We start from the raw sequence: 796 nt of genomic DNA, 5'->3' as shown, positions 1-796 counted from the left end.
GGCGTCAGCATGTGATAAACCACAAAAGCAAAAATGACGGTGCAGTAAATGCCCGTTAGCCCCGTTCCGGTGACAGCAGCAGGCACATAGGTAAAGCCTTGAGCGCGTGCGGCGCGATCTGGGTTGTTTTGCTCTTTTCGATGGAACCACTCGCCAGCGAGTACCATAAGTAACGAGAGTGAAAAGGCAAAAGAAACACGCATAAGTGGCGAAAACTCAATATGGCTGCCAATCACTTGCACCAGATAGCCGCCACCGATCAACATGGCTAATGCGCCGACCCAAACTAGCCAGTTCTCTTGGAAGTTAGCAATGAGTTTTTGCGCGTGCTTCTGGATTAGTGGGTCTTCTTGCTGAGTAAACGTCGCCAACTGAACTTGTGTTTGCTGGCTTTGGTTGAGTTCGGTTTGCTCTTGCTCACTATGGTGCTGCTGAGTTGCAATGTATGAAGGCTCAAATTCAGGCTCGATATTGCTTGGAGCGCTTAACGCCGAGTCGCCAGAATCTGAACGCATCGAAGAGGCCACCCCAAGGCTGGATTCCGATGTGTCAGGCTTTGGTTGGGAGGTTTCGAGTTTCGAATCGCGACGCGTGCTGACGCGAAGGGAGGCAACTTCTTTCTGTAATTTCGACAGTTCTTTTTCCAGCGACGATATCCGACTGGCGGCTTTCAAACCGATCAATATGGCAAAAAAAGCCGTGATCAGTGCAAGTGTCGTAAACAATCCATTTCTCCCTATCCTTGGTCGTTTGTCTCACACGATAGATGATTCTTAACTTTGAGCACGTACACTAA

General features: G+C 49.2%; 1 protein-coding gene. It reads right to left on the bottom strand.

Annotated elements, in window-relative coordinates; genetic code table 11:
• Positions 1 to 725 (bottom strand): DUF2339 domain-containing protein (locus tag R7Q46_RS26335; protein ID WP_318078106.1); only part of this gene is annotated, 725 nt, incomplete at its 3' end.
• Positions 726 to 796 lie beyond the last annotated feature (71 nt).

This window comes from Vibrio sp. 811 (assembly GCF_033339195.1).
This window is presented reverse-complemented; position numbering and strand designations above follow the sequence as displayed.